Below are 18,284 nucleotides of genomic sequence, written 5' to 3'. Positions count from 1 at the left end.
GTGCTCTCCGGGCGGCAGGCTGGGCTGGCGGCTCAGCCGCGCGCCACGGCGCGGTCGGAGACGAAGGGATTGCCGCGTCGCTCCTGACCGAAGGTCGACGGCTCGCCATGGCCGGGCAGGAAGGTGATGTCGTCGCCCAGGGGAAACAGTTTCTCGCGGATGGAGCGGATCAGGGTGGCATGATCGCCGCGGGGGAAATCGGTACGGCCGATGGAACCCTGAAAGATGACATCGCCCACGACGGCCAGGCGCGAGGCCTGGTGGATGAAGACCACATGGCCGGGCGTGTGGCCGGGGCAGTGCAACACGTCCAGCGTCAGCTCACCCACCGTGACGGTGTCGCCGTCGTCCAGCCAGCGGGTGGGGGTGAAGGGCTTGGCGTACAGCATGCCGTACTTGGCCCCGTCCTCCGGCAGGCGGTCGATCCAGAACTTGTCCTCCAGCTGCGGCCCGTCCACCGGCACGCCGGTCGCGGCCATCAGGTCGGCCACCGCGGCGGCATGGTCGACATGGCCGTGGGTCACCAGGATGCGTTCCAGCGTTAGGCCCTGACGGGCCAGGAATTCCTGGATCTGGATGACGCCGTCGCCAGGGTCCACCACCGCGGCCCGCTTGGTGGCCGTGCACCACAGGATGGAGCAGTTCTGCTGGAACGGCGTCACCGGCAGGATGGCCACCTTCAGGGGCGGCGCGCCCGGCGCGGGCTTTCCGACGGCATCCGACGCGGGGGGAACGGTCTGGTCCGGCATGGTGGGCCTCGGGCGGTGAAGAAGCGGGAGGGGCGTCCCCCGTCATACCCCGCCGGGTGGCGCCAGGTCCAGGTTTAGGCGGTGGCCGGCGCCTCGGTGGGGACGCCGGCGACCAGGGCGCGCCAACGTCGCCACAGCACGTACTGGCGGGCCAGCACCATGCCGACCGCCACGGCCAGCAGCACGTCGGACAGCACGCTGAACGACGCGGCGGGACCGCTGACGCCCGGGTCCATGCCGACCTGGCGCACCGCCTGGCGGATGATGAGCAGGGCCAGCAGCAACAGGGCGCCCACGATGGACATGCGCATGGTGACGTGGCCCGTGGCGGGGTCGTGGGCCAGGTGCACCAGCCGCCCGATGGCGACGCCGCAGGCGATACCAACAGCCAGGCCGCCGGCGATGGCCATCCAGCCCTGCGGAGTGACGTGGGGGCCCAGCCGTTGCGCGCCCCAGCCGTAAAAGGCCGCCATCGCGACGATCATCGTCGGCACCAGGGCCAGGAAGGCTGGCCGCACCCGGCGCCACACCCGGGTGCGCCGGGCGATCAAAAGCAGGGCCAGGGCCATGAAAAGATAGGGAATGTAGGGCTGCATGGTGTTCTTGCCGGTTCCCATGGAAAAAGCGGGCGGAATGAAGTGGACGGCGGCCGGTGTAAAACCGAGGGGCCCGCCGGCCTCTATTGTACGCATGCGGGAATGAAGTCCTCGCGGCATCCCTGTCATATTAACCGGAATCCCGGGCGGGAGTCCAAGGGGGTACCCCCTATGCCATTGGCCAACCGGCCTATGACTTCGGTGCGGTAGCAAATCCTTAAGCACTTCCCGCCCAGACTGCCTGCACGGGTAGAGGGAGTGGGGTTATGGATGTCGTAATGATGTGTGCCGGTACCGCGCTGGTGGTTGATGCCGCCCGCCTGGCCGGATACTGGCCCGCCCTGCTGACCGTCACCCTGGCCGCGGCCATGGCCGTGCGCGAGGTGCTGCGCCGCCGGGCGGCGGCCCGCGCCCGTCGCGCCCCCGTGGCGCCGCCTGACCGGCTGAAGGAAATGAGCCGCATCCTGGCGATGGAGGTGGCTCAGCGCCGCCGGTCGGAAGTTATGCTGGTCGACGCGCGGGCCCGGCTGGGCGAGGCGCAGTCGCAAATGATCCACCACCTGCGCTCCGCAGGTGCGCTGCGGGACAACGAGACCGCCTCACATACCGACCGGGTGGGACAGATGGCCCGGCACCTGGCCTTGTTGGCGGGGTGCGACACGGAATTCGCCAGCCAACTGGCGCTGGCCGCCCCCTTGCACGATGTGGGCAAGATCGGCATTCCCGACGCCATCCTGCTGAAGCCGGGTCCTCTGGCCCCGTCCGAGTGGGACGTGATGAAGACCCACACCACGATCGGCGCCGGCATCCTCATGGGCAGCGGTTTGCCGCTGCTGGACCTGGCGGCGGAGGTGGCGCTGTGCCATCACGAACGGTGGAATGGCCAAGGCTATCCCCGGGCGCTGAAAGGCCCCGCCATTCCCCTGTCCGGCCGCATCGTGGCCCTGGTGGACGTGTTCGACGCGTTGATGTCCGCCCGGCCTTACAAGGAGCCGTGGCCCCTTTCGCGGGCCCTGGCCCACATCGTGGCCGAGGCCGGCGGCCACTTCGACCCCAACTTGGTGCGCCTGTTCATGGACCAGATCCAGGACTTCGTCGCCATCCGGGAACGCGACCGGGATGAGGAGGCGATGCAGGGCGCAGACCAAGCCCTGGATTGGGAAGAAACGACGCCCGCCCAGGTGATCCCGCTGCCGATGCATTGACCTTATCCAGATCATTTACGGGAAACGGGGGCGGGGCCGTCGCGGGCGTCCGCCCTTTTCATGTCCGGTCCAGCGGCCGGTATGGCGAGCGCCGGGAAATTTATCCTGGATGATATACCACGCCGGAGACACGGTGGGATCCGCCGCCCGCATAGGCGGATTGGCGGATGGCGCGGAGGCGGGTGTGGCCGTTACCGTGGGACCGATCACAGGGCCCCGCCAGGGGCGCTGAACCGGTATAGGGCGGAAGCCTTTTTCTTGTCAGGTGGTTGCAAGGCTTCACCTCCATATCGGGGCGGGCGGCGCCAGGATTTCCTGGGGCGTGTGGGGGTGGTTTCGTCGTCCCCGCACGGGCCCTCCGCGGCGGAATGCGCAATCGCGCCTTAATCGTTCCTGCAAGCGACAGCTTTTGGCCGTTCGTCCGTATAACGACAAAAGCGCACCTAATTCCCGTCGCCCTGAGGGAGAGATGGCTGAAGTGCCAAGGGGTGGCGCCGGTGTCCGGACAGTTTTGGGCCGGGAACCAGGATTGGTTGCAGCGTTGCATCGGTGTGTTGGGCCCGAGCGATAGTGAGTGCCATTTCTGCAATGGCCTAAGTTGATTTCGCAACCACCAGGCGGATCCCGCGTCCGGCTGGTGGAAGCGGGGATCAGCCAGGCGGGCGCGGGTCTGGCGGTTTCGGGCGGCTTCGTCCCGCGTTCCTGGAAGGGGCACGACCAGGGCGCGCAGGGCAGGCCAAAGAAGTGGATTTGCAGAAATGAAGATCAAAAGCGTCATCGTGATCGAGGTAGAGGCCGACGACTTCGTGGCGGCGGGTGACCATCAGGCGGCAATCCGCCGCCTGTTCGAGCCCATCATGTCCACCTACCCTCAGGCCAACCTCACATTCTCGCAGGTGAAGCAGCGCGCGGCTTCCCAGGTGCGGCCGTCCCTGCGCCTGGCCTCCAACACGGGGAACATGCACCATTATGACAGCTAATCCGAACGACCACCGCCATCGGCAGCGCAGCGCGCCCTTGGCGGCCCTGGAAGCCATGCGGGCGGTGGATGAGCAGTTCTCGCTGCAGGAGGCTTGCGGCTTCCTCTACATCTGCGAGAACGAGGGCATCAGCCTGCGGGAATTGGGCCTGCTGCTGCGGGCGCAACCGCATACCGTGTCCCGCATCGTGGCCCGCCTCTCCACCGGTTTCGGCAATCGCGCCTCTGACTTGGTGGAGGCGCGCACGCTGCACCATGACAACCGGGTCCGTACCCTGCACCTGACGGAACGGGGCCGCACCTTGTGCCGGACGCTGAACAGCATCGTCCTGCAGGCCGTTCCCATCTTGGACGATGGGGAGGACGCGCCAGCCGCCGGCCGATCCGCCGCCGGTGCCACCTGGGCGTCCGCCTCAGTCTGATGTGACGTGGCGATTCCCGGCGGCGGTTGGGCCGCCGGGGCGCGTCCTGCACGCACGGCGCCCGCGGTTGCGGGCCACATCGGCGTGAGACGGCGTCTCAGCCGACGGAAGCCGTCAGTCAGCGACCTTCAGGGCCAGCTTGCCGAAATTCTCGCCCGTGAACAGCTTCAGCAGGGTCTCCGGGAAGGCCGCGACGCTGCCTTCCACGATGTCCTCGCGGCTGACCAGCCGGCCTTCCTTGATCCAGCCGGCGATCTCCGCCACGGCCTGCGGGTAGCGGTCGGCGTAATCGAACACCACCATGCCCTCCATCCGGGCGCGGTTGACCAGAAGCGACAGGTAGTTGGCCGGTCCCTTCACCGCCGTCGTGGTGTTGTATTGCGAGATGGCGCCGCACACGACGATGCGGGCCTTACGCGCCAGGTGCGCCAGCACCGCCTCCAGGATGTCGCCACCGACATTGTCGAAATAGACGTCCACGCCGTTGGGGCAGTGGGTGCGCAGGTCCTTGCGGATGTCGCCCGCCTTGTAGTCGATGGCCGCGTCATAGCCCAGCGTCTCCACCGCGTAGCGGCACTTCTCGGGCCCGCCGGCGATGGCGATGGTGCGGCATCCCTTGATTTTGGCGATCTGGCCCACGACGGCGCCCACCGCACCCGTGCCCGCCGACACCACCACCGTGTCGCCCGGCTTGGGCTGGCCCACGTCCAGCAGGCCGAAATAGGCGGTCATGCCCGGCATGCCCAGCGCGCTCAGATGCACGGGCAGGGGCGACAGGGCGGGGTCGACCTTGGTCAGGGCCTTGGCCGACAGGGTGGCGTATTCCTGCACGCCCAGCGCGCCGCTGACGTAATCGCCGGCGGCGAAGGCGGGGGCGGCGCTGGCGACCACGCGGCCGATGCCGCCGGCGCGCATGACCTCACCCAGACCCACGGGCGGGATGTATGATTTGCCCTCGTTCATCCAGCCGCGCATGGCCGGATCCAGCGACAGGTACAGGGTCTGCACCAGCACCTCGCCCTCGGCGGGCGGCCGCGCCGGCTCTTCCGTGCGCTGCCAGTCGCTGTCCTTGGGCAGGCCGACGGGCCGGGCCGCCAGACGGATCTGGTGGTTGGTGGGGGTGCTCATGGGGCGATCTCTCCCGTATCGGAGGGCCGGTGTGCCCCGGCCTTGGCTGACGCGGGATGGAGCCTAACCCCAACCGGGGCGCAGCGGTATATCGAAAATCATCGATGCGATTTTATTTCGCACAACATATTGGTGGTGAAGGAAAACGGCGGGCCCAAAGACCCGCCGTTCCCCACGTGCTCCAGGATTGATGCCGCTCAGAAGTCGGCGGTCACGCCCAGGAAGAAGGTCCGGCCCAGGGTGTCGTAGATGCCGGCGAAGGTGTTACCATTGCCGTAGACGGACGTGCCCGCGATGCCGTAGGTGTTGCTGTCCAGGATGGGCGGGTCCTTGTCGAACAGGTTGTTCACGCCAAAGCGGACCAGTGTAGTGGTCGTATAGGGTGGCCGACATGGCGATGTCGAAGTAGCTGTAGCTGTTGATGCGGCCGTCAGCCTTGTCGTAGTCGCCGGACAGCAGGGAGTTGCTGGTGTTCTGGTCCAGCTTCACGCCGCCGATGTACCGCCAGTTGCCCGACAGGTCGAAATTCCACGGCGTCTGCCAGGTGACGCGCATGGTGTGGCGCCACATGGGGGTGGGCTGGCCGCAGGTCACGCCGTACAGACCCTTGCAGTTGTAGGCGCTTTCACCCGGCTGCTGCTGCACCAGGTAGTTGGCCAACCAGGTGCCGTTGAAGTTGAACAGCACGGAACCGCGGTTCCGCACATTCAGGTCTTCCAGGTCCAGCAGGTAGTTCAGGCCGATGTCCACACCCTGCTCGTTCAGGTAGCCGGTGTTCATCTCGGTATCGATGATGTAGCCGCCGGTCAGCGCCAGGCTGCCGTTGCTGGCGCGGTGCACCAGGCTGCAGTAATAGCTGTCGCCAGTGTTCAGGCACTGGTTCAGGATGGACGACGCCGACAAGGTGCTGATCAGGTCGGTCACGCGAATGTCGAAATAATCGATGGTGGCCGAGAAGTTGCGCATGAAGGTGGGCGTGATGACGGTGCCGATGGTCCAGGTGTCGGCCGTTTCGGGCTTCAGCGCGCTGTTGCCGCCGGTCAGCACATTGCACTGCGAAGAGGTGCATTCCGCGATGGTGCCGTACTGGGCGGCGGTGACGCCGGTGCGGGCGCATTGGGCCAGCGAGGCCGACGGGCTGGACCCCGCGCAGGGATCGGAGGCGGAGGTCAGTTCGGTGGTCTGGGTGGAATAGAGTTCCAGGATGCTGGGCGCGCGGACGGCGCGGTTGAAGCCGCCGCGGAAGCTGACATCGGAGATGGGGGCGTAGGTCAGGCTGGTCTTCCAGCTGTCCACGACGCCGGACGAGCTGTAGTCCGACCAGCGGTAGCCGGCGTCCAGGACCAGGGACTTGGCCCATTCCCGACCCTCGATCAGCGGGACGCGCAGTTCGCCGTACAGTTCCTTGACGTCATAGGACCCGCTGGAGTTCTGGGTGGCGCCGCCGGAACCGGCCAGGTCGCCCGAGGAATTCTCCTCGTCCACCTTCAGGTTCAGGCCTTCCTTGCGGTATTCGGTGCCGAAGGCGATGGCGACGGGGTTCTTGGCGAACGGGCTCTGCACGCCGAATTGGCCGAAGTCGCCGGTGACGGAACCGCTGACCACGTCCTGGGTGACGTTGCCCTCCTTGAAGGAAGTGGTCTTGATGTAGTTCCAGGCGTCGCTGCTGATGCCGTTCAGCGAGAAGATGTTCAGCGGCACGCAGTTGGGGTCGGTGCCGTCAACGACGGACTGGCAGGTGGCCACACCGTTCACGTTCACCACCTGCAGGGCCTTCTGGACCTTGGAGATGGAGACGTCGTTCTCATAGTGCTCGGTGTAGATCACCTCGGAGTGCTGGGCCGAGACGTCATAGCTCCAACCGCCGCCCAGGTCGCCCTTGGTACCGATGACATAGCGATAGTCGGTGTGGCGGATGTCGTCGTACCGCTCCATGCCCGACCCGCTGAAGCGCAGGCCGATGGTGCCCGACCAATTGGCGCTGGTGCCGGCGTTGCCGCCGCACAGCGCCGTGGCTTCCGACGCCGACATCAGCGGGTTGTCGCAGTTGATGTTGTAGAGGGCGGAGTTGAAGATGGCCGACGGGGCGATCTGGGCCCGGGTGTGGTCGGTCATGAACATGAAGTCGGTGTAGACGTCGAACGCCGGGCTGATCTCATAGTGCGCGAAGGCGCCGCCGGTGTAACGCTCGTCCTGGCGCTGCAGGTAGTTATAGGGACCGTAGTTGTAGGCCAGGCTGCTGTTGTACTTCACGAACGAGGCCGAGCCGTCTGGATTCAGCGAATAACCGTTGCCCGAACCGTTGGTGCGGAAGCGGCCATAGGTGTTGTTGCTGGACCCCTGGCAGACATGGGTGTCGTTGTCGTCGCCCGAGACGGAAATGGAGCAGGCGGACCAGTCGCGGCTGGACTGCTTCACCGGTTCGGTCCAGCGGTACGTGGCATAGGCCGTGACGTTGCCGCGATTGTCGGGGGCGTTGGCGCCGATGATGAAGGAGCTGTCGCGCACGAAGCCGTCGAACTGGCTGCCCGGGACGGACACGCCGAAGTTCTTCAGCGCCGTCTGCGCTTCCTTGTTGTTGTTGTCGTGCTGGGCGGCCGACAGCTGGTAGTCGACCTTCACGCCTTCGAAATCGCGCTTCATCTTGAAGTTCACGACACCGGCCACGGCGTCGGAGCCGTAGACCGCCGAGGCGCCACCCGTCACCACATCGATGCTGTCCACAAGGGCGGCTGGGATGAAGTTCACGTCGGCATAGGGGTAGCTGGGATCGCCGCCCACCATGCGGCGGCCGTCGATCAGCACCAGGGTGCGGGAGGCGCCCAGGTTGCGCAGGTTGATGGTGGCCGTGCCGGTGGCGCCGTTGGACACGCCCTGCGTCTGGTCGGCCGTGACGCCTGGCAGGCGGTTCAGCAAGGTTTCGACGTTGGTCGTGCCTTGCAGCTTCATTTCCTTGTCGGTCACCGTCTGCAGCGGACTGTCGCTGGTCAGGTTCGCGGCCTGCTTGATGCGCGAGCCGGTGACCACGATCTCCTGCAATTCGTCATCCGCGGCGGCGGCGGTGCCCGCCGCCATCGCCATCACCACCAGCGCCATGGAACCGACCAGCATGGTCCCCATCAGCGTGGTTGACGTGAGCAATCGTCCCCGGTTTGTCATTTTCTTCACTTGCCTCTTCTCCACCCAACCGCCTGAAACGGCGTCTTGACGGTCACGCCGGCAATTCCCGTGCTGAAAAGAGCCCGTGACTGCCGGATCGCTTGGAGCAGAGTTTTTGAGGAGTGAAAAACGAGCGTCAACTAAAGGCGATAATAACGCCGAATATGGCGGGCGTATGTCACGTTTAAGCGACACTTAATCTTAGTAAAGCACTATAATTTTGGTAACTGCTTGGTAACTGGCGCTATTTTTATTTGGATTGTGCGATCAGTATTAGATGCAGCATCGCATGGCCCGTTTGGAAAGATTGCACAACGGCGGTGCAATTAAGCGTGTTTCCAAAAGGTTAGCGCTCACGTCCCTAGCATTGCGGTCAAAGTTGTGCTGCCATGGGTGGCGGCAAGGCGCTTACAACGGGGAGCAACGATGGAGCCTGATGTCCCAGCCCAGCGGTCCAATACGGCCGCCATGGCGGCCATGAAATCAGGCAATTTCGCGGAAGCGCACGCCATCCTGGAAGAGGCGTTGCGCCAGTCGCCCGGGGAACTGCCGCTGTGGCTGAACCTGGCGGCGGCCCGCCGCGCCCTGGGCCGCCATGCCGACGCCCTGGCGGCGGTGGATCACGTGCTGACGGTGGAGCCCCGGCTGTTCATGGCGCTGCTGATGCGGGCGTCGTTGTTGCAGGCCCTGGGCCGCAAGCGCGAGGCGGGCGAGGCCTACGGCGTGGCCGTGGCCCTGGGCGAGGCTCAGGAAAACCTGGATCCGCCAACTCAGCGGGCGTTGGAGCAGGCACGCAAGGCCCACGCCGCCCATGTCCAGGACATGGCCGATTTTCTGCGTCCGGTGCTGGACCGGGGTGCCGCGCGGGGCAGCAGCGCCGACGCCCGGCGCATGGCCTTCTTCACCGACCAGGTGCTGGGCCGGCGCAAGGTCTACACCCAGGAGCCGACGCACTACCATTACCCCGACATGCCGGCGATCGAGTTCTACGACCGCGAGGAATGCCCCTGGCTACCCACGCTGGAGGCTGCCACAGCCGACATCCAGGCGGAATTGGCGGCTGTTCTGGCCGACGAGGCGCTGGCCGACGCCTTTATGCCCTACATCGACTATCGCGACGGCCTGCCGCTGGACCAATGGGCGGAACTGAATCGCTCCCCGCGGTGGAGCGCCTTCCACCTGCTGCAGCATGGCCTGCCCGTTGCCGGCAACGCCGACCGCTGTCCCAAGACCATGACCGTGCTGGAACAGATGCCGCAGCCGCGCATGATCCGCCGCTCGCCGGCGGCCATGTTCTCCATTCTCAAGCCGCGCACCCACATCCCTCCCCATACCGGTGTCACCAACACCCGCCTGGTGGTGCACCTGCCTCTGGTGGTGCCGCCCGGTTGCGGCTTCCGCGTGGGCAACCAGACGCGGGAATGGAAGGTCGGCGTGGGCTGGGCTTTCGACGACACCATCGAGCATGAGGCCTGGAACGACAGCGACCAGGTGCGGGTGGTGATGATCTTCGACATCTGGAGTCCGCGCCTATCCACCGCCGAGCGCGATTTCATCGCCCACGTCATGGCGGCCATGGACGATTTCCAGGCGCAGCAGCCGGGGGGCGCCGGCGGCTTCGGCGCCGCCCCTTTGACGCCCAAGGCGACGACCGGGGGGTTCTCCAGCCTCTGAGGCCGTTCCCCGTCAGCCCGGGGCATAGGCGCGCAGGAACACATCCACCGCCGCGTCGGCGGTCGCGTCGATGGCGGCTGGGCTGGGCTTCTCCTTGGCATCCAGCAGCACCAGGTCGACATGCTCGGCCTCCACCAGGCCGCGGAAGTGGGCGGCGGCGCGGTCGGCGTCCGTTCGGCGCAGGCGCCCTCGGTCCATCAGCACGGTCAGGTAGGCGGCGAACTTCGACCAGCCCACCTTGGGTCCATTCTCATATAAAAGCCGCCCCACGTCTGACCGCAGCGCCTCCGCCACCGCCATGCGGCGGATGGATGTGGTCCAGGGCGACAGGACGAAGCGCAGATAGATGCGGCCCAGGCGGGTCAGCGTTTCCCGCACATCCGCGTCGGGGTCCAGCGCCTCGAACGATCCCTGCTTCATCTCGCCGGCGGCATGGGCCATGACGGCCACGAACAGTTCCTCCTTGGACCGGAAATAGCTGTACAGCGTGGCTTTCGAGCCCCCCACCCGGGCCGCCAGTTCGGACATGGAGGCGGCCGCGAATCCCACCTCTTGGAATAGGGCGCTGGCGGCGTCCAGGATGGCTTGGCGGCGGGCTTCGGTCTTCACCTTCATGATGGCGCGCGTTTCCTAAGGGGCCGACCGACCGGATCTGATGGGGCTGTGGTCGATGGCGGCGACCATGCCTGCACGCCCCGGCGGCGGCAAGACGTATCATTGCATAACTGAACCGTACAGTTTGTTTATGGCTTGACGAGACTTGGGCATAGCCCTATAAACCGAACCGTACGGTTCATTTATACCGATAAGGTCCCCCATGTCCGTCCCAGCACCTCATCCCGGCCGTCCACGGCGGCTGGGCGCTTCCTTATTCCTGTCCACCGCGCTGCTGGGTCTGGGCGCCTGCGCCTGGGTGCCGGATGTGGGGCCGGCGCCGGCGCCGCGCGACGCCGCGACGTTCGCCACCCAGGCGAGCTTCGCGCCGACGGGAACGGGTATCGCCGACTGGCCGCAGGACCGCTGGTGGGCGGTCTATGGCGACCCCCAGCTGGACGCGCTGATCGAGGAAGGGCTGGCTGGCGCGCCGGACCTGGCGGCGGCGGCGGCACGGCTGCGCAAGGCGGAGGCCCTGGCCAGCCAGGCGGATGCCGCCTTGTTGCCGCGTGTGACCGGCAACGCCCAGGTGACGGAGGATAAGCAGAGCTACCGTTACCTTTTTCCACCGGCCTTTGTGCCCAAGGGCTATCACGAGGTGCCGCGCGCCACCGTCGACTTCAGTTACGACTTCGATTTCTGGGGCAAGAACCGGGCCAGCCTGGCCGCCGCCACCTCGGACGCCGAAGCGGCACGGGCGGAGGTGGCGCAGGCCCGTCTGACCCTGTCGGCCGGCATCGCCGCCGCCTACGCCGACCTGGCGCAGCAGGCGGCCGACCGCGACGCCGCGGCCGAGGCGGTGGACGTGCGGGTGCGCAGCACCACCCTGGTGCGCCAGCGGCGGGAGAATGGGCTGGAAACCCTGGGCGCCGTCCGCCAGGCGGAAGCGCGAGAAGCCGCCGCGCGGGGCGACCTGGCCGCCCAGGATGAGGCCATCGCCCTGACGCGCAACCGCCTGGCCGCCCTGACGGGCGCCGGCCCCGACCGGGGACTGGCCATCCAGCCGCCGGCGGGCGCGCGGCTGCGGACGTTCGGCCTGCCGGCCAACCTGGCGGCCAATCTGCTGGGCCGCCGTCCCGACGTGGTGGCTGCCCGCCTGACGGTGGAGGCGGCCGCCAAGCGCATCGCCGTGGCCAAGGCCGCCTTCTATCCCAACGTGGACCTGGCGGCCTATTTCGGGGTGCAGACCCTGGGGCTGAACGCGTTGACCAAGTCCGGCGCCACCATCGCCAGTGTGGGCCCGGCGGTAAGCCTGCCCCTGTTCGAGGGCGGGGCGCTGGCCGCCCAGTACCGGGGCGCGCGCGCCGACTACGACGCCGCTGTCGCCAGCTACAACGGCACGGTGGCCAAGGCCTTGCAGGACGTGGCCGATGCCGCCGCCAGCGCCCGCGCGCTGGAGACGCGGCTGACCCATGCCCGCGACGCCCTGGCCGCCGCCACGGACGCCCACCGCATCGCCACGGCCCGGTATGAAGGCAAGCTGTCCACATATCTGGACGTGCTGACGGCGGAGGACACCCTCATCGCCGACCGTCGCGCCCTGGCCGATCTGCAGGCCCGCGCCTTCACCCTGGATATCGCCCTCATCCGCGCGCTGGGCGGCGGCTATCAGGCCGCGCCCGCCGCCCCCCAAACCGTCGCCGCCCGCTGAACCGCCGCGCCCCGAGGATCATTCCCATGTCCAACCCATCCCGCATCCCCGTCGCCGAGGCGGCTGAACCCTCCTCCGTCCATGTCCTGGCGCCGACCGCTAAAAAGCCGTCGCCCCGTCGCCGCCTGTTCGCCGGCCTGGGTGCCGTGGTTCTGCTGGCGGGCTTGGGCTATGGCGGCTATCGCCTGGTGACGGGCGGCCGCTACGTCGCCACCGACAACGCCTATGTCAACGCCGACGCCGCGCAGGTTACCTCCTCCGTCGACGGCACCGTGCGAACCGTGCCGGTGGTGGACACGCAAGGTGTGAAGAAGGGCGACGTGCTGGTGGTCATCGACGATACCGATGCGCGCATCGCCCTGGCCCAGGCCCAGGCGCAACTCGGCCAGGCGGAACGCCGGGTGCGAGGCTATTTCGCCAATGACGGGGCCTTGGCGGCCCAGGTGGCGGCACGCGAGGCGGACAGCGCCCGGGCCGAGGCGCAGCTGACCTCCGCCCAGGCCGACTACGACCGTGCCCGGGTGGACCTGGACCGGCGCAAGGCGCTGGCCGCCTCCGGCGCCGTGTCGGGCGAGGAACTGACCAGCGCCCAGAACGCCTTCGCGACCGCCACCGCCAACCTGGCCGTGGCCAAGGCGACCCGGGCCCAGGCCGCGGCCAACCGCGCCGCCGCCCAGGGCTCGCAAAAGGTCAACACGGTGCTGATCGCCGACAGCGACGTGGCCAGCAATCCCGAGGTCATGGCCGCCCGTGCGCGGGTGGACCAGGCGCAGGTGGACCTGGGCCGCACGGTGGTGCGGGCCCCCTTCGACGGTGTCGTCGCTCGCCGCCAGGTGCAGGTGGGCCAGCGGGTCAAGGCGGACACCGTGCTGATGAGCGTGGTGCCGGTGGGCCAGGCCTATGTCGACGCCAACTTCAAGGAGGTGCAACTGGCCCATGTGCGTCCCGGCCAGCCGGTGGAATTGACGGCCGACCTTTATGGCGGGGGCGTCATCTTCCACGGCCAGGTGGCGGGCCTGGCCGGCGGCACCGGCTCCGCCTTCGCCGTCATCCCGGCGCAGAACGCCACCGGCAACTGGATCAAGGTGGTGCAGCGCGTGCCCGTGCGCGTGGTGCTGGACCCCAACGAGCTGGCGGTCCATCCCCTGCGCGTCGGCCTGTCCATGAACGTCACGATCGACACGGCGTCTGCTGACGCCACCGCCACGCACCGAGGGGATCACCCATGAGCAGCGCCGTCTCTGGCGCCGGGGCGCCCAAGACCCTGGCCGGCGGGCAGTTGGCGGTGGCGGCGTTGCTGCTGGCCGCCGCCAACTTCCTGGTGGTGCTGGACACCACCATCGCCAACGTCTCGGTGCCCAACATCGCCGGGGGTCTGGCCGTCTCTTCCAGCCAGGGCACCTTCGTCATCACCTCCTATTCGGTGGCGGAGGCGGTGACCGTGCCGCTGACCGGCTGGCTGGCCGGCCGCTTCGGCACGGTGCGCACCTTCGTCATCGCCATGCTGGGCTTCGGCGTCTGTTCCGCCCTCTGCGGCTTCGCACAGTCGCTGGGCATGCTGGTGCTGTTCCGGGTCCTCCAGGGCCTGGCCGGCGGGCCGCTGATGCCCCTGTCGCAGACCCTGCTGCTGCGCGTGTTCCCCAAGGAAAAGGCGCCGGCGGCCATGGGCATCTGGGCCATGACCACCCTGGTGGCGCCCATCCTGGGGCCCATCCTGGGCGGCACCCTGTGCGACAGCTGGGGCTGGCCCTTCATCTTCTATATCAACGTGCCCATCGCCATCCTGTGCGCCGCCGCCTGCTGGGGGCTGCTGAAGGTGTTCGAGACGCCGACCGTCCGCCCCCGCTTCGACCTGGTGGGCCTGATCCTGCTGATCATCTGGGTCGGCGCCCTGCAGATCATGCTGGACGAGGGCAAGGACATGGACTGGTTCTCCTCCACCGAGATCGTGGCCCTGGCCATCGTCGCGGCCATCGGCCTGGTCGCCTTCCTCATCTGGGAACTGACGGAGGTGCATCCGGTGGTGGACCTGAAGGTTTTCCGCCACCGAGGCTTCGCCATGGCGGTGCTGACCATCAGCCTGGGCTTCGGCGGCTTTTTCGGGGCCACCGTGCTGACACCGCTCTGGCTGCAGAGCAACATGGGTTACACCGCCACCTGGGCCGGCTACGCCACGGCGGCCACCGGCATCCTGGCGGTCATGGCGGCGCCCATGGTCGCCAGGATGTCGGCCAAGGTCGATCCCCGGCCGCTGGTGTTTTTCGGGCTGATGTGGCTGGCGGGCGTCACTTTGTACCGCAGCGGCTCTTCCACCGACATGACGTATGGCCAGATCGCCTTTCCATTGCTGTTGCAGGGCCTGGGCATGCCCTTCTTCTTCGTGCCCCTCACCGGCCTGGCGCTGGCGAGCGTGACCGTGGAGGAAACGGCGTCGGCGGCGGGCCTCATGAACTTCCTGCGCACCCTGTCGGGCGCCTTCGCCACCTCCCTCGTCAACACGCTGTGGGAGGATGGCGCCACCCGCAACCGGGCGGAACTGGTGGATCTGCTGCGCCCCGGCCTGCTGGGTCCCGACCTGTCCATCCAGCAGCTGGACCGCATCGTCCAGGGCCAGGGGGTGATGCTGGCCACCAACCAGATCTTCCTGGGGGTGGCCGTCGCCTTCGTCTTGTCGGCCCTGGTCGTCTGGCTGGCGCCGAAGCCCACCCGCGTGGCCGACACCACCGGAGTTCATTGAGGCGGGCCCCCAGACGCCGGGCGCCCGCGGCTTTGCCAAGAAAAGGCCCCGCCCGGCGTGCCGTCCGGGCGGGGTCGCAGTGTCGGGGAAGTCAGTCAACCGCCCCCGGGGAACCCGTCAGAAGGTATAGGTGCCCTTGACGCCGAACTCGCTGCGGTCGTTGTTGCGGATGATCTCGGTGAAGCCGGCGAAGGCGTCATCCAACCGCCCCACGTCATAGCGCTTGTTGAAGATGTTCTCGCCGTAGACCGAGGCCGTCCAATTCCCATGGGCCGGCGTGTAGGCGATGTTGAAGCCGAACAGGCTGCGCGACTTGATCAGGTTGTAGCTGTCATTGGCCGACTGCCCGTATTCTTTGCCGCGATAGGAATAGTCGATGCGGGCGTCGATGGTGCCGCTGTCCAGAAACAGGTGGTACTGCGGCGCCACCGACAGGGTCCATTGCGGGGTCAGCGCGGGGGTGAAGCCCACCTTGATGGCGGTGGCGTCGCTCGGCACCGCCGTGATCTGGGCATCGATGAAGCCGACGGAGGTCTGGATGTCGAAGGCCTTGCTCAGCTTCAGCGTGCCCTCGACCTCGAAGCCCTTGGCCTCCGACTGGCCGGCGCTCTCGATGCGGGTGTTGAAGCCGGTGGCCGATGGCTGCGACACCTCCAGCGGCAGGTCGGTGTACTCGGTGTAAAAGCCCGACACGTTCATCTGCAGCAGGTCGAAGAAGACGCCCTTGATGCCGGTCTCGTAATTGGTGGCGAAGGTGGGGTTGAAAGCGGTGAAGTAGCTGGGCCCGTTGAAAGGCCGGGGCGGGAAGCCGCCGCTTTGGTAACCGCGTGAGATGGTGGCGTAGGCGGCCACGGACTTGGCGATGTCGTAGGTGGCCGACACGTCCCAGGTGGTGGCGCTCCACGACTGGCTGCGATAGACGCGCGACGGGTCGGTCCAGCTGTCGAACTGGGCGCTGGCGTTCTTGTGGTCGTCGGAATAGCGGGCGCCGGCCGACAGTTTCAGGTCGTCCAGGATCTTGTAGCCGGCGTGGGCGTAGACGGCGTAGCTGCTGGTCGTCTGTTTAAGGTCGAAATAGCCGCTGGGGCTGATGTAGACGGTGGGACCGGAATTGGTGTTGCCCTGCTCGTCGCTGGCATAGGCGCCGATGACGAAGTCCAGCTTGCCGTATTCGCCGTTCAGCTGCGGTTCCACCGAATACTGCCGCGCGAAGCCGCGCTCGGGATAGGATTCCAGGTCCAGGTAGGTCTGGTCGTCGTCCAGGCCGCCGGTGTAGCGGGTATAGCGGAAGCCGCCCAGCACCTTGGCCGTCAGGTTCTCATTCAGTTCCCAGTTGGCGGTCAGCGAGGCGCCACGGTTCTGGATGGTCTGCTTGAACAGTTCGGCGTGGTTGGAGTTGCTATCGTCCGGGTTGGCCGGCAGCAGGCTTTCGCTCAGGCCCAGGGTGCCGGTGAAGAAGCCATTGGGGTTGTTCACCTCCATGGTGGTGGGCGTCTTGCCGTAAATGCCGTTCATGGCGTCCAGGGTCAGCAGCAGGGAGAACTTTTCCGAGGCCTGCAGCTTGGCGGCGGCGCGGCCCGACACCTCGTTGATCTCGCCCACATCCTCCGGCGCGTTCACCTTCAGGGCCTGGCCGATGCCGTCGCGGCGGTTGATAGCGGCGGTGAAGGAGACGGCCAGTTTGTCGGTGACCTTGGTGTTGGTGTAGACATTGGCCTCCACCCGGGCGCGGCTGCCCACCTTCAGCTCCGCCTTGGTCACCTGCTCGTCGCCCGGCTGGGCGGTGATGACGTTGACGGCGCCGCCGATGGTGTTCTTGCCATACAGCGTGCCCTGCGGCCCGCGCAGCACCTCCACCCGCTGGATGTTGGCCAGGGTCAGGTTCGACCCCATCTGCCGCCCCAGATAGACGCCATCGACGTAGACGCCCACGCCGGGGTCGGTGGTGATGATGTGGTCCTGCAGGCCGATGCCGCGGATGAAGATGGCGGCGTGCGCCGGATTGCCGACGCCGAAGCGGTTGATCTCCAGATTGGGGACGTACTTGCCCACGTCCGCCAGGTTTTCCATGTTGCGTTGCTGCAGATCCTCCGCCGTGAAGGCGGAGATGGCGGTGGGTGTCTCCGTCAGGCTTTCGGCCCGCTTGCGCGCCGTGACCACGATTTCCTGAAAGACGCTGTCATCCGTGGCCGTTGCGCTTTGCGCCTGGGCCGCGCCGCCCGCCAGCACGGCGATGGCGCCACCCGCCAGCAGCGCCGTCAGGATGAGCCGCGTCTTCTTGCGATGATTGCCCGTTGTATGAACTGCCCTGTTCAGCATTGTTGTCCCCGTCTTTCGTGATTGATCTGACGAAAGCAGGCTCGATGGATTCCGCCCGTTTTTTTTGAGGCCCATATACCGTGGTGGGGCCGGGGGACCGCTGACGAGTCCCGACCTTCCCGTCCCGGGGGTGCGCGGGCGGTTTGCCGCACCTGCGCGCCAGGGACGCCACCAGCATCGGCGCAGCCGGGGGTTGCGGCAACAGGTTTCTGACCGGATGGTCAGGTTTTATCGCCGGGAAGGCGGGATCATGCCGATGCGCGCATATCACCGCGCCCGCCTCGTGCGCCTGAGGTATGCCGGATGGTGTAGGCGCTTGATTTCGGCGGGATTTGTCGGGGCGACGCGACAGGTCGGTAGCCCCGAGTTGGCAAGCGAAAGGGCGGCCGCGGGGGCCGCCCTTCGGAAATGAAGCGGTTGTGGCGGTGCGCCGCGCGGGGGTCGTCAGTTGACGCGCGTGGCCTTCGCGGGCCGGCTGCGGCCGATCACCATGGAGTAGCTGCCGAACAGGCCGTGCATGACGCGCACCTCGTCGCCCGGCTTGGGATCGAAGGTCAACGCTTCCTTGCTGACCCAGGTCTGGCCATTGGCCAGCGTCACGGCGAACAGTCGATAGGGCAGGGCCACCGCCGAGGCGACGGTGGAGTGCATCTCCTCATCCTGCTCGGCGTCGTCCTTGGCCTGCTGCTCTTCCGTCCGGGGCAGCTTTTCCTTGCCGAAGCGGGCCACGGGATCCTCGGGCACGGCGGGGGCGGTTGGAGTGGCCGGGGTGGCTGTGGTGGTGGGGACGGCCGGCGCGTTAGCCGCGGCGGCGGCCAGGGCGTCATAGCAGGCCAGGCGCTGGGTGGCGTCACCAATGACCCGGCAGGAGGCCAGGCTGTCGGCGGCGCGGGCCGGCTGCGAGGCGGCGGGTGCCACGGCCAGGGCCAGCAACAGGGCGGCGGCGGCCGTCGTCGACGGCGTCTTCTTGAACGGCATGGTCCGGAATTCCTAAGGCGTGATCCGTGGGCA

14 protein-coding genes are annotated in these 18,284 nt (G+C 67.3%); 7 read left to right on the top strand and 7 right to left on the bottom strand.

What is annotated here, in order from left to right:
• Nucleotides 1-32: 32 nt before the first annotated feature.
• Together UAA55_RS12785 and UAA55_RS12780 are read right to left on the bottom strand one after the other, a co-directional pair.
• The gene (locus tag UAA55_RS12785) at nucleotides 33-749 is read right to left on the bottom strand and encodes an MBL fold metallo-hydrolase (protein ID WP_322953180.1); all 717 of its coding nucleotides are present in this window, start codon (nucleotides 747-749) and stop codon (nucleotides 33-35) included.
• Nucleotides 750-823: 74 nt separating this feature from the next.
• On the bottom strand, nucleotides 824-1,441 hold the full coding sequence (locus UAA55_RS12780) for a hypothetical protein (protein ID WP_322953179.1): 618 nt from the start codon (nucleotides 1,439-1,441) through the stop codon (nucleotides 824-826).
• 182 nt (nucleotides 1,442-1,623) lie between these two features.
• Between UAA55_RS12780 and UAA55_RS12775 the strand changes: the two genes are divergently transcribed.
• The 3 genes from UAA55_RS12775 (at nucleotide 1,624) to UAA55_RS12765 (ending at nucleotide 3,951) form a co-directional block, all read left to right on the top strand.
• On the top strand, nucleotides 1,624-2,550 hold the full coding sequence (locus UAA55_RS12775) for an HD-GYP domain-containing protein (RefSeq protein ID WP_322953178.1): 927 nt from the start codon (nucleotides 1,624-1,626) through the stop codon (nucleotides 2,548-2,550).
• A gap of 758 nt (nucleotides 2,551-3,308) precedes the next feature.
• Nucleotides 3,309-3,530: a hypothetical protein gene (locus UAA55_RS12770; protein WP_322953177.1), complete on the top strand. Its 222-nt coding sequence runs from the start codon at nucleotides 3,309-3,311 to the stop codon at nucleotides 3,528-3,530.
• A complete protein-coding gene (locus tag UAA55_RS12765; protein ID WP_322953175.1) occupies nucleotides 3,520-3,951 on the top strand; it encodes a MarR family winged helix-turn-helix transcriptional regulator in 432 nt (143 codons plus the stop codon). The genes UAA55_RS12770 and UAA55_RS12765 overlap by 11 nt, the downstream gene beginning before the upstream one ends.
• Before the next feature lie 114 nt (nucleotides 3,952-4,065).
• Here the strand turns inward: UAA55_RS12765 and UAA55_RS12760 are convergent, their stop codons facing one another.
• The gene (locus UAA55_RS12760) at nucleotides 4,066-5,079 is read right to left on the bottom strand and encodes an NADP-dependent oxidoreductase (RefSeq protein WP_322953174.1); all 1,014 of its coding nucleotides are present in this window, start codon (nucleotides 5,077-5,079) and stop codon (nucleotides 4,066-4,068) included.
• A gap of 264 nt (nucleotides 5,080-5,343) precedes the next feature.
• Nucleotides 5,344-8,190 (bottom strand): TonB-dependent receptor plug domain-containing protein, encoded by a 2,847-nt coding sequence (locus tag UAA55_RS12755; protein ID WP_322953173.1) that lies wholly within the window; start codon nucleotides 8,188-8,190, stop codon nucleotides 5,344-5,346.
• Nucleotides 8,191-8,664: 474 nt separating this feature from the next.
• On the opposite strand from UAA55_RS12755, the gene UAA55_RS12750 reads away from it, so the two are divergent.
• Nucleotides 8,665-9,912, top strand: a complete 1,248-nt coding sequence (locus UAA55_RS12750) for an aspartyl/asparaginyl beta-hydroxylase domain-containing protein (RefSeq protein WP_322953171.1) — start codon at nucleotides 8,665-8,667, stop codon at nucleotides 9,910-9,912.
• A gap of 12 nt (nucleotides 9,913-9,924) precedes the next feature.
• Here the strand turns inward: UAA55_RS12750 and UAA55_RS12745 are convergent, their stop codons facing one another.
• The gene (locus UAA55_RS12745; RefSeq protein WP_322953170.1) at nucleotides 9,925-10,527 is read right to left on the bottom strand and encodes a TetR/AcrR family transcriptional regulator; all 603 of its coding nucleotides are present in this window, start codon (nucleotides 10,525-10,527) and stop codon (nucleotides 9,925-9,927) included.
• Between the two features lie 202 nt (nucleotides 10,528-10,729).
• Between UAA55_RS12745 and UAA55_RS12740 the strand changes: the two genes are divergently transcribed.
• From UAA55_RS12740 to UAA55_RS12730, 3 genes are read left to right on the top strand one after another with little or no spacing between them, the layout of a single operon-like run.
• Nucleotides 10,730-12,217 (top strand): efflux transporter outer membrane subunit, encoded by a 1,488-nt coding sequence (locus tag UAA55_RS12740; protein ID WP_322953168.1) that lies wholly within the window; start codon nucleotides 10,730-10,732, stop codon nucleotides 12,215-12,217.
• A 26-nt stretch (nucleotides 12,218-12,243) separates the two neighbouring features.
• The gene (locus UAA55_RS12735) at nucleotides 12,244-13,446 is read left to right on the top strand and encodes an HlyD family secretion protein (protein ID WP_322953166.1); all 1,203 of its coding nucleotides are present in this window, start codon (nucleotides 12,244-12,246) and stop codon (nucleotides 13,444-13,446) included.
• Nucleotides 13,443-14,954 (top strand): DHA2 family efflux MFS transporter permease subunit, encoded by a 1,512-nt coding sequence (locus UAA55_RS12730; RefSeq protein ID WP_322953165.1) that lies wholly within the window; start codon nucleotides 13,443-13,445, stop codon nucleotides 14,952-14,954. Before UAA55_RS12735 ends, UAA55_RS12730 begins: the two co-directional genes overlap by 4 nt.
• A gap of 117 nt (nucleotides 14,955-15,071) precedes the next feature.
• On the opposite strand, the gene UAA55_RS12725 is transcribed toward UAA55_RS12730, so the two are convergent.
• The gene (locus UAA55_RS12725) at nucleotides 15,072-17,273 is read right to left on the bottom strand and encodes a TonB-dependent receptor (protein WP_322953163.1); all 2,202 of its coding nucleotides are present in this window, start codon (nucleotides 17,271-17,273) and stop codon (nucleotides 15,072-15,074) included.
• Nucleotides 17,274-17,717: 444 nt separating this feature from the next.
• Nucleotides 17,718-18,251 (bottom strand): hypothetical protein, encoded by a 534-nt coding sequence (locus tag UAA55_RS12720; RefSeq protein WP_322953162.1) that lies wholly within the window; start codon nucleotides 18,249-18,251, stop codon nucleotides 17,718-17,720.
• Nucleotides 18,252-18,284 lie beyond the last annotated feature (33 nt).

It is taken from the genome of Nitrospirillum guanabarense, from assembly GCF_034653355.1.
Lineage (GTDB): Bacteria > Pseudomonadota > Alphaproteobacteria > Azospirillales > Azospirillaceae > Nitrospirillum.
Note: the sequence above shows the minus strand (reverse complement) of the source record. Positions and strands in the feature narration are given on the sequence as shown.

Coding starts and splice junctions, on each gene's coding strand:
- UAA55_RS12785 (WP_322953180.1), bottom strand. CDS start 749: ATGCCGGACCAGACCGTTCCCCCCGCGTCGGATGCCGTCGGAAAGCCC.
- UAA55_RS12780 (WP_322953179.1), bottom strand. CDS start 1,441: ATGCGTACAATAGAGGCCGGCGGGCCCCTCGGTTTTACACCGGCCGCC.
- UAA55_RS12775 (WP_322953178.1), top strand. CDS start 1,624: ATGATGTGTGCCGGTACCGCGCTGGTGGTTGATGCCGCCCGCCTGGCC.
- UAA55_RS12770 (WP_322953177.1), top strand. CDS start 3,309: ATGAAGATCAAAAGCGTCATCGTGATCGAGGTAGAGGCCGACGACTTC.
- UAA55_RS12765 (WP_322953175.1), top strand. CDS start 3,520: ATGACAGCTAATCCGAACGACCACCGCCATCGGCAGCGCAGCGCGCCC.
- UAA55_RS12760 (WP_322953174.1), bottom strand. CDS start 5,079: ATGAGCACCCCCACCAACCACCAGATCCGTCTGGCGGCCCGGCCCGTC.
- UAA55_RS12755 (WP_322953173.1), bottom strand. CDS start 8,190: ATGCTGGTCGGTTCCATGGCGCTGGTGGTGATGGCGATGGCGGCGGGC.
- UAA55_RS12750 (WP_322953171.1), top strand. CDS start 8,665: ATGGAGCCTGATGTCCCAGCCCAGCGGTCCAATACGGCCGCCATGGCG.
- UAA55_RS12745 (WP_322953170.1), bottom strand. CDS start 10,527: ATGAAGGTGAAGACCGAAGCCCGCCGCCAAGCCATCCTGGACGCCGCC.
- UAA55_RS12740 (WP_322953168.1), top strand. CDS start 10,730: ATGTCCGTCCCAGCACCTCATCCCGGCCGTCCACGGCGGCTGGGCGCT.
- UAA55_RS12735 (WP_322953166.1), top strand. CDS start 12,244: ATGTCCAACCCATCCCGCATCCCCGTCGCCGAGGCGGCTGAACCCTCC.
- UAA55_RS12730 (WP_322953165.1), top strand. CDS start 13,443: ATGAGCAGCGCCGTCTCTGGCGCCGGGGCGCCCAAGACCCTGGCCGGC.
- UAA55_RS12725 (WP_322953163.1), bottom strand. CDS start 17,273: ATGCTGAACAGGGCAGTTCATACAACGGGCAATCATCGCAAGAAGACG.
- UAA55_RS12720 (WP_322953162.1), bottom strand. CDS start 18,251: ATGCCGTTCAAGAAGACGCCGTCGACGACGGCCGCCGCCGCCCTGTTG.